Source organism: uncultured Oscillibacter sp., from assembly GCF_910587525.1.
GTDB lineage: Bacteria > Bacillota > Clostridia > Oscillospirales > Oscillospiraceae > Oscillibacter.
In genome coordinates this window covers 1-9,548 of sequence record NZ_CAJULS010000092.1, presented here as the reverse complement: position 1 = coordinate 9,548, position 9,548 = coordinate 1, and the positions used below count along the sequence as shown (strand labels likewise).

Here is a 9,548-nt window from a genome sequence, read left to right as displayed (position 1 = left end):
CGGCGATCATCCGCAGGGTGGTGGTCTTGCCGCAGCCGGAGGGGCCCAGCAGGGTGACAAAGGAGTTGTCGGCGATGACCAGGTCCAAATCGTCCACGGCGTAGAACTTGCCCCACCGCTTTGTCACGTGTTCCAATCTGATTTCAGGCATAATTTAACCTCCAATACCTTTGTCTAAGCTGGCCCCTGTGACCTTGTTGACCAGCGTGTTGCACACCAGGATGGTGACGATCAGAATCAGGTTGATGCCGCTGGAGAAGGCGTACAGGCCCATCTCGTCGAAGTAGTCCAGGGTGGTGGACAGGATGAAGCCCTGGGTACACAGCAGCAGGAACAGCGACAGCTCCCGCAGGCAGGTCATGAAGGGCAGCAGGAAGCCGCTGATGATGGACGACTTCTGGATGGGGATGATGATGCGGGTCATGCGCTTGATCCAGGGAATGTCCTGGATGATGGCGGCCTCCTCAATCTCCCCGGAGAGCTGAAGCATGGAGTTGAGGGAGCTGCGGCTGGCGAAGGGGATATACTTCACCGTGCCCACGATGATGAGCAGGGTGTAGGTGTTGAACAGGTTGATATACTGGTTGGAGAACAGGATGAAGAAGGCCACGCCCACGGCGATGGAGGGCATGAGGTAGGGAAGGAAGGCCACGCTGTTGACGTAATTGGCCCATTTACTTCGCCGGCTTTTGGCCACGGCGTAGCCGATGAGGGTGCCGATGGAGCCCGCCAGCAGGGCGCAGCTGACGCTCACCAGCATGGTGCCCCGGAAGGCCCGCCAGATGGTCTCGTTGTGGAGAATGCCCTTCTGACCGTACATCCCGTTCTCCGACACGTTTTCATCCGTAACCCACCATTTGGTGGTGAGATTGCTGGGGTCGCCGGTGTAGAGGAAGGAGTAGTCGCCGGGGTTGGGCAGGAAGGTCTCAAAGGCGAAGGATACGATGGGGAAGATGCTGGTGAAGAAGGTGACGACCACCAGCGCCAGGGCGATGACGTACCGCCCCACCCTGCCCAGGTTAAACTTGGAGCTCTGCCCCGCCTTGCCGGTCACGGTGGTGTAGCTCTTGCGGCTGGTGAGGGAGAGCTGATTGAGCAGCATGATGGCCACGCCGAACACCATCATGATGATGGCCAGGATGCTGGCCTCGCCGGTGAACTTGGAGTTCATGGACACGTACTTGGTGGACAGGGTGGTCAGGCCCAGGTAGTGGGGCACGGGATAGGAGCCCATGGAGCTGCCGAACACCAGGAGAATGGTGGACAAAATGGCGGGCTTGACCATGGGAAGGGTGATTTTGCACATGGTCTTCCACCGGGGCGTGTCCAGAATGGTGGCGGCTTCCTCCAGGTTGGCGTCCATGTTGCGGAAGATGCCGCCGATGAGGATATAGGCGAAGGGGGCGTAGTGCAGGCCCAGCACCACCAGGCTGGGGAACAGGCCCTTGCACCACCACAGGGGCATTTCAATGCCGAACAGGGAGGCCAGCAGGCCGTTGGACGTGCCGGTGACGGCGTTGGAGTTGAACATATTCTGCCACACCACGGCCAGCGTCCACTGGGGCATGATGTAGGGGAAGATGAAGATGGAGCTGAGGTACTTGCGCCAGGCCAGGTTGGTGCGTGTGACCAAGAAGGCGAACACGCCGCCGAACAGGATGGACACCACGCAGGTGCCCACCGCCAGCCAGATGGTGTTGAGCAGGGGCGTCCACAGATTGGTCTTGGCCAGCTTGCTGGTGAACAGGTCGATATAGTTTACCGTGGTGTAGCCCGCGGCCTGGCCGGTGAGGTGGGCGTCGATGGTGCCGGGGTGGATTTTGAAGGTGTCCTCCACGATGGCGATGATGGGGGCCACGGTGGTCACCGTCAGCACAATGCCCATCAGCACCAGGATCACGTTGTGGGGCTTGGAGAAAAAGGTCTTGACCTTGTTGAAAAAGATGGTGGACTTGCTTGCCTGGAGGGTGGCCGTTTGATTCATAAAAACTCCTCCTAACGTTCCAGAGCAGCGGGGATACCGGCCTCACGCAGGGCGGCGCGGAGCCGGGAGATGTCGTTTTGATAGCAGAAGGCCTTCATCCCGCACCAGCGGGCGCCCTCCACATTCAGATGCAGGTCGTCGATGAAAAAGCACTCCCCGGGGGACAGGCCGAACCGGGGGAACAGGCGGCGGTACAGCTCCGGGTCCGGCTTGAGGAGCTTCTCCTCAAAGGAGAGGAGGGCGCCGCGCAGCAGGGGCCAGACCTCGATTTTGTCCCGGAAGCGGTAAAAGCGGGCGGAGGTGTTGGACAGCAGGTACAGCGGCACGCCCAGGGCGTCCAGCTCCCGGGCCAGGGCATTCATCTCCGGCTTGGGGAAGAGATATTCGTCCCAGTGTTCGATCACCCGGGCTGCGTTGTCGTGCAGCCGCTCCGGCAGCCGCTCCCGGGCGGCGGAGAGGACCTGCTCCTCCGACACGAGCCCCCGGTCCAGGGCCACCCATTCCGGGCTTTTGAAGATGACCTGCTCCAGGAGGCAGGCGTCCTCCGCCGTGTGGGAATAGGCGGCGGTGAGTTTCAGCATAGGGAAGTCCAGCAGAATGCCGCCCATGTCGAAAATAACTGCTTTGACCATGGGAATCCGTCCTTTCAATGGGGGTCGGTGGGATAGGGAAGGTCCGGGGCGCGCGTCCGCGCCCCCCGGACCTGATTGATTCCATGATGAGGGTTTATGCGGCGGCTGCCGGATTAACCCGCGCTGTACTTGGTCAGCATCTCGACCCAGCTGCCCACGGTGAAGGCCACGTCGGCGCAGTACTCAGGGTCCTCCAAAACCAGCTTGCCCTCGGTGGTCCACCAGTCGTAGCCACGGTCGTTCTTGGCCTCGAACTCCACAGTGGTGCCGTCCTCGGCCATGCCGCCCTTGGAGTGGCCGTACTGGGCCTCGGTGCCCTCAGCCACGGTGGGGTTGGAGGAGTAGCCGCCCATGTCCTTGCCCCAGGCGGAGAAGCCGTCCACGGTCTCAGTCATGTAGGCGATGAAGGCGCAGGCGGTCCAGGGCAGGGGGGAGTTGTCAGTGACAAACAGGTAGTGGCAGTAGCCGTAGCCGCCGATGCCGGTGTAGCCGTCGTCATAGGCCGCCACATTGATGTTGTTGACGGACACGGAGCTGGACTCCTCCACGGAGCGGAGCTTGGAGTACACCAGCAGTCCGAACTGGTCGGTGGCGGACTTGTCGACCAGGGTGTTGCAGATGGGGCCGTCGTCGGTCTGGGCGTTGTAGCTCTCCACCCACAGCTTGATCCAGGCCAGGGCATACGCGCCATCGGCGCCGAGCCCTAAGTCGGCGGCCTCGGACTCCATGGCCTTGATGGTGGGCTGGAAGTAGGCCTGCTCATCGGCGGAGAGTGCGTTGAAGGCGTCCTTCAGCCAGCCGGCGTAGGTGTCCTCAGTGAGCATGTACAGGAAGTTCTTGCCCACGATCTCGGAGTCGATGTCCATATACAGGCCGTGCTCGCCCTCAGCCACAAAGTCCCAGCAGTTGTCATAGGACTTGGAGCCGGTGTTGTTGTACATGAAGACCTTGTTCAGGGTCTGGAGGGCCAGATACCCGTCATAGCTGTCGGCGGTGGTGCCGTTGGCCTCGGCCCACTCCTTGGGGATGAAGGTGTCCAGGATGCCGGTCTGGACCATCTTGCTCTCGATCTGGTTGCCGTCCTGAATCAGGGTCATGGCGAAGGTGCCCTCGGGTTTCAGGGAGTCGGCGGTGAGCTGATCGAAGATCTTGTTGTTCTTGGGCTGCTGCCAGTCAAACTCCATGTTGTAGCTGGAGTCGATGGACTGCAGGTACTCAATGAACAGGGGCAGGGCGCTCTTGCCGCGGCTGGAGTTGCCCACGCCGAAGAACGTCTTGCCGTTGGACTCCTCAATGGCCTTCCTGGCCAGCTCTTCCAGGGTCATGCCCTCGGCCTCTTTGATGATCTTCTGGGTCTCGGTCAGGTTGGCGTCGTCCGCGGGGGCGGGGGTGTCCTGGCCGCCGCCGTCGGATTGGGCGGGGGGCGTGCTGTCCTGGGCGGGGGGATTGCTGCCGCCGCCGCAGGCGGTGAGGGTGAACAGCATGACCAGAGTCAGCAGCAGTGCAGAGATTCTTTTCATTTTGGTTCCTCCTTCGGTATTTTCAACAAAACCCGGCTCTTCCAAATTCGGCCGGTTGTTAATTTTATTGTATGGGAGGATGGAAAAAAAGAACAGGGGGCAAATCTGATTTTTTTTGTTTTCTTCTGATGTTTTTGTCAGATTTGGATGAAAACGCCGGCAGAGATATGGTATACTATGGGTAAATCATCTATGGGAGAGGAGGCGTCCGCTGTGAGGAACGTGACCGCCATGCCGCTTCTGGCGGCGCTGGCCCTGCTTTTAACCGCCTGCGGCGCGGAGAAGCCGGAGACCGCCGCCTACGCCCCGCCGGAGGAGCAGAGGCTTGTGATCTACACCTCCCACAAGGAGGAGGTCTACTGGCCCATCGTCCAGGAGTTCGAGGAGCGCACCGGCATCTGGGTGGATGTGACCGCCGGGGGTACCAACGAGCTTCTGGAGCGGGTCCGGGAGGAGTCCGGCGCCCCCGCGGCGGACGTGATGTTCGGCGGCGGCGTGGAGAGTCTGGAGTCCTACCGGGACTGCTTCACTCCCTATATCTGCGCCGGGGCGGAGAACATCCAGGAGCGCTTCTGCAGCCCGGACGGGCTTTGGACGCCCTTCTCCGCCCTGCCGGTGGTGCTGGTGTACAACACCAAGCTGGTGCCCGCCGGCCGGATCACGGGCTGGGGAGACCTGCTGTCCCCGGAGCTGCGGGGGCGTATCGCCTTCGCGGACCCGGCGGTGTCCGGGTCCAGCTTCACCGCCCTGGTCACCATGCTGGAGGCCGTGGGCGGGGAGGAGGACGAGACGCTGCGCCGCTTCGCCGAGAATCTGGACGGGCGGCAGCTGGAGGGGTCCGGCGACGTGGTCAGCTCCGTGGCCGGGGGCACGGACCTGGTGGGCGTGACGCTGGAGGAGACGGCCCTCAAGCGCATGGCCGCCGGAGACGACATCGCCCTGGTGTATCCTTTGGACGGCAGCAGCTGCGTTCCCGACGGCAGCGCCCTGATCCGGGGAGCCGCCCATGAGGAAAATGCCCGGCTTTTTCTGGACTTCACCGTCAGCCGGGAGGTGCAGCGGCTGCTGGAGGAGCAGTTCTGCCGGCGTTCCGTCCGGGGGGATACGGAGCCGTCCCTGACGCCCCTGGAGGACCTGTCCCTGGTGGACTACGATGTGGCCCGGGCCAGCGGGCGCCGGGACGCGGTGCTGATGAGCTGGGCCTTCTACCTGGGAGAGGAGGGGGAGCCATGAGGCGTGCGCCCTCCTTCCGCCGCCGGCTCTTTGCGGGCTTTCTGGCGGCCTCCCTGATTCCCACCCTGGCCTGCTCGGCCATGATGCTCCAGGTCTTCCGCCTGCGGATGGCGGGGGAGGCGGAGCGGGAGATGGCGGAGTACCTGGAGGCGGTCTCCTCCGCCCTGGACACGGCTTTTGACGCCTTCGCCCAGACTGCGTCCCGCCTCCAGGGCAGCCCCATCGCCGCCCGGGCCCTTGCCGGAGACGGGGCGGAGGACACCCTGGTTAACGGCGAGCTCTTCGGCGCCGCGGGGGAGGCCCGGAGCTACGCCGGGTTCGACCTGTACGATCTCCAGGGCTGCCGGCGGTATTCCACCCGGCGGTCGGCGGGGCCGGCGCAGCTGCCCACCGGCTGGGGCGTGCTTTACAGCGCCCCCGCCCCGGGGGAACCCCCGCGCTTTTCCGCCTGCGGAGACGTGACGGACACGGAGAGGCCCCTGCTCCAGGGGGCGGCGCGCCTCACCGACGCCGTGGGCCGGGAGACGGGATATCTCTTGATCAGCATAGACTACACGGGCTTCCGCCAGCTGCTGGAGGGCAAGTACGGCGCCCAGAACGACCTGGTGGTGCTGAGCCCCTACTGGCGGCCGGTGTACTGTGTCCAGCCCTCCCTGGCGGACGCCCTGGCCCCCCGGCTGCGGGGCCGCCTGCTGGCCGGTCAGGGGCTGGACGACCCGGCGGAGGAGTTTCTCTACGCGGCGGCCCGGCACGAGAAGAGCGGCCTGTGTCTGGTGCTGCGGCGGCCCCAGGTGTTCACGGCGGAGACCATCCGGCTGCTGCACACCGTGAGCCTGGGGTGCGCGGTGGTGTGCGTGGCTCTGTCGGTGTGCATGGGACTGGCCCTCAGCCGGCAGATGTTCCGGCCCATCCAGCGGCTGCGCCAGGGCATCGGCGAGGTAGAGCACGACAATTTAGATGTGTCCGTCCCCGCCGGGGGCGAGGATGAGCTGGGGGAGCTGGCCGGGCGGTTCAACAACATGGTGGAGGCCCTGCGGCGCAACCGGGAGGCACTGGTTGCCAACCAGCGGGAGCTGAACCAGGCCCAGATCCGGATGCTCCAGGCCCAGCTGAATCCCCACTTCCTGTGCAACACCCTGGACACTATGAAGTGGATCAGCAAGATCAACAGGGTGCCCCAGGTGGCGGAGATGTCCGCGAATCTGGCGGACATCCTGCGCTTTTGCATCTCGCCGGAGGAATTCGCCCCGCTGCGGCGGGAGGTGGAGATTTTGGAGCGGTACATCGAGATTCAAAAGATCCGCATGTCCGGGGCCTTCGCCTTCCGGGTGGAGCTGCCGGAGGAGCTGGAGGGCTGCCTGATTCCCAAGATGATCCTCCAGCCCCTGGTGGAGAACGCCATCCTACACGGCCTGGAGGGCGTGGAGAACGGCGAGGTGAAGGTGGCAGTCCGGGAGGAGGCGGGGATGCTGCGCATCACCGTCCGGGACAACGGCGCGGGCCTGCCGCCTGAGATGGCGGCGGGGCGGTACCGGAGCCAGGAGCCCGCCGGGAGACACCTGGGTCTCTATAATGTGAACACGATTCTGACGAAATACTACGGGGACGGCTGCGGGCTGTTCCTGGAAAATGAGGCCGGGGGCGGCGCCGCGGTGACGGCGGTGCTGCCGGCGCGCAGAGAGGAGGAAACCCCATGTTAAAGGTTCTGGTGGTGGAGGATGAGGAGATGATCCGCAGGGGCATCGTCCTGGCGGTGGACTGGGCCGCTCTGGACTGCGTGGTGGTGGGGGAGGCGGCCAACGGCCTGGAGGCCCTGGAGGCCGTAGAGCGGCTGAACCCCTCCCTCATCATCACCGATCTGAAAATGCCCCACATGGACGGCATCGAGATGCTGCGTGAGCTCCGCCAGCGGGGAAACAACGCCTATGTCATCATCCTCACTGCATACGACAGCTTCACCTACGCCCAGAGCGCCCTGCGGCTGGGGGCGGTGGACTTTCTCCTCAAGCCCTTCCACGACGGAGACCTGGAGCGGGCGGTGACCGCCCTGCGGCGGCGGATGGACGCCGGCCCCGGAGAGGCGGAGCGGCCTCTGCCGGGCCTGAAGAAGGGGGACAAGAGCAAATACGTACTGGAGGCTATGGACTACATCGGGGAGCACTACAACGACCCCAATATCAGCATCGCCGCCATCGCCCAGCACCTGGGGCTCAGCGAGGGGCACCTGAGCCACACCTTCAAGCGGGAGACGGACTACACCCTTTTGAACTACCTCACCCGCTACCGGGTCCACAAGGCCATGGAGCTGCTGCGGGACTGCCGGGTGAAGGTCTACGAGGTGGCGGAGCGGGTGGGCTACCGGGACATCACTCATTTTTCCGCCACATTCAAAAAGCTGGCGGGCATGACCCCCTCGGAGTATCAGGACACCTGCCGGAGGGAACGGCGGCCGGAGCAGGAGGAGAGGAGTTTTTGACATGTTCAGATCCGTATATCTTCCGGAGGAACGGAACGATTTTATCTGGGCGGTGGCCGGTTCCCCCTGGGGCCTGCTGGCCATTTGGCTGGTGCTCATCAACCTGGTGACGTTTTTCGCCTTCGGAATCGACAAGTGGAAGGCAAAGCGGAAGGAGACCCGTGAGGCCACCCGCCGGGTGCCGGAGAAGACGCTGTTTCTCCTCTCCGCCCTGGGCGGCAGCATAGGAGCGCTGCTGGGCATGAAGGCCTGGCATCACAAGACCCTCCACAGGACCTTCCGCTTCGGCATCCCCGCCATTCTGGCCCTCCAGGTCGCCATCCCCCTGGGGCTGTGGGTCTGGTGGAACTCCATCCGATGACTCTGTGGTCCCGGCCCGGGGGGGGAAAAGGGGCCCGCGCTGTCAGATCACCGCCCTTTACGGCAGACCGGCGGCCCTCCTGTGGAGGGCCGCCGTCTATATGTATTTCAGAAATCTGACGCCGTTGGCCAGATAGGGCGGGCCCAGGTATTCCGCCCGGTCCTGTTGGTAGCCGTGCTTTTCATAGAAGCGGAGGGCCCCCGTGTTTTCCCGAAAGGCCCAGATCAGCGTCTCACGCCGACCCCGCTGCCGGGCCAGGTCTTCGGCGTGGGCCAGCAGCAGCCCTCCGGCGCCCTTCCCCCGGGCCTCCGGGGCCAGATAGAGCCGCCAGATCTCAAAAGCCCCCGGCCGGTCCGGGTCTGCCGTGTCCCCTACGGACAGCAGTCCCAGGATCCGGCCAGCCCCCTCCCAGACGTACTCCTCCAGCCGCCGCTCCCGGAATTCCCGCTCCAGCTGAGTGGCCCGTTCCCGGCATCCCTCGCCGCTCAGAAGCGCCGGATTGACAAATCCGGCGTACAGGGACCGCCAGCAGCCGTTGACGATCTCAATGGCCGCGCTCCAGCCGGCCGCCTCCAGAGGGCGGATCCTTCCGCCGTCCCCTCCTCCAGAGACTCCGGTCTCCGTAATGATCATAAGCTCCGCCCCGTTTCGCACTGAGATATGCAGATATGATACCACATATGCCGCTTTTTGGGAAGTTTTGTCTAAAGGGCCGGAAAGGTAGACGGGCCCTCTTGTAAAATCAAAAAAATCGTGGTACAATCATAGACCATGATACGGAATTTACCGCTAAATACAAGAAATGGGTGAAGATTCATGAGCTATACAAAAATTGCCGCTGTTTTTGCCGACAGCGAGGCCCTGGCCGGGAAGACCCTCACCGTGGGCGGCTGGGTCCGCACCATCCGGGATTTGAAGGGCTTCGGCTTTATCGAGCTGAACGACGGCTCCTGCTTCAAAAATCTCCAGGTGGTCATGGAGTCCGCCGCCCTGGAAAACTATAAGGAGATCGCCGCCCAGAACGTGGGTGCGGCGCTGATTGTCACCGGTACGGTGGTGCTGACGCCGGAGGCCAAGCAGCCCTTGGAGCTGAGGGCTGCGCAGATTTCGGTGGAGGGCGTCTCCGCCCCGGAGTACCCTCTCCAGAAAAAGCGCCACAGCGTGGAGTTTCTGCGGACCATCCAGCACCTGCGGCCCAGAACCAACCTGTTCTCCGCCGCCTTCCGGGTGCGCAGCGTGGCGGCCTTTGCCATTCACGAGTTCTTCCAGAGCCGGGGCTTTGTCTATGTCCACACCCCCATCATCACCGCCAGCGACTGCGAGGGCGCCGGGGAGATGTTCC

At 63.6% G+C, this 9,548-nt stretch carries 10 protein-coding genes; 5 read left to right on the top strand and 5 right to left on the bottom strand.

Features of this window, described 5'->3' with window-relative positions:
* The 4 genes from QZ326_RS09020 to QZ326_RS09005 form a co-directional block, all read right to left on the bottom strand.
* On the bottom strand, positions 1 to 151 hold a 151-nt coding region (locus tag QZ326_RS09020), incomplete at its 3' end, for an ATP-binding cassette domain-containing protein (RefSeq protein ID WP_295744197.1).
* A 3-nt stretch (positions 152 to 154) separates the two neighbouring features.
* Entirely contained in the window at positions 155 to 1,984 is a 1,830-nt protein-coding gene (locus tag QZ326_RS09015) for an iron ABC transporter permease (RefSeq protein WP_295744194.1), read from the bottom strand.
* Between the two features lie 11 nt (positions 1,985 to 1,995).
* The gene (locus QZ326_RS09010; protein ID WP_295744191.1) at positions 1,996 to 2,616 is read right to left on the bottom strand and encodes an HAD family phosphatase; all 621 of its coding nucleotides are present in this window, start codon (positions 2,614 to 2,616) and stop codon (positions 1,996 to 1,998) included.
* A 113-nt stretch (positions 2,617 to 2,729) separates the two neighbouring features.
* Positions 2,730 to 4,136 (bottom strand): lipoprotein, encoded by a 1,407-nt coding sequence (locus tag QZ326_RS09005; protein WP_295744188.1) that lies wholly within the window; start codon positions 4,134 to 4,136, stop codon positions 2,730 to 2,732.
* A gap of 213 nt (positions 4,137 to 4,349) precedes the next feature.
* On the opposite strand from QZ326_RS09005, the gene QZ326_RS09000 reads away from it, so the two are divergent.
* From QZ326_RS09000 to QZ326_RS08985, 4 genes are read left to right on the top strand one after another with little or no spacing between them, the layout of a single operon-like run.
* A complete protein-coding gene (locus QZ326_RS09000) occupies positions 4,350 to 5,369 on the top strand; it encodes an ABC transporter substrate-binding protein (protein ID WP_295744185.1) in 1,020 nt (339 codons plus the stop codon).
* On the top strand, positions 5,366 to 7,069 hold the full coding sequence (locus QZ326_RS08995; RefSeq protein WP_295744182.1) for a sensor histidine kinase: 1,704 nt from the start codon (positions 5,366 to 5,368) through the stop codon (positions 7,067 to 7,069). The genes QZ326_RS09000 and QZ326_RS08995 overlap by 4 nt, the downstream gene beginning before the upstream one ends.
* Positions 7,063 to 7,845, top strand: coding sequence for a response regulator (locus tag QZ326_RS08990; RefSeq protein ID WP_295744179.1), 783 nt, complete (start codon positions 7,063 to 7,065; stop codon positions 7,843 to 7,845). The genes QZ326_RS08995 and QZ326_RS08990 overlap by 7 nt, the downstream gene beginning before the upstream one ends.
* A 1-nt stretch (position 7,846) precedes the next feature.
* Positions 7,847 to 8,206 (top strand): DUF1294 domain-containing protein, encoded by a 360-nt coding sequence (locus QZ326_RS08985; protein WP_295744176.1) that lies wholly within the window; start codon positions 7,847 to 7,849, stop codon positions 8,204 to 8,206.
* Positions 8,207 to 8,302: 96 nt separating this feature from the next.
* Here the strand turns inward: QZ326_RS08985 and QZ326_RS08980 are convergent, their stop codons facing one another.
* The gene (locus QZ326_RS08980) at positions 8,303 to 8,839 is read right to left on the bottom strand and encodes a GNAT family N-acetyltransferase (protein WP_295744173.1); all 537 of its coding nucleotides are present in this window, start codon (positions 8,837 to 8,839) and stop codon (positions 8,303 to 8,305) included.
* Between the two features lie 183 nt (positions 8,840 to 9,022).
* On the opposite strand from QZ326_RS08980, the gene QZ326_RS08975 reads away from it, so the two are divergent.
* A partial coding sequence (locus QZ326_RS08975) for an OB-fold nucleic acid binding domain-containing protein (RefSeq protein WP_295744169.1) occupies positions 9,023 to 9,548 on the top strand: 526 nt, incomplete at its 3' end.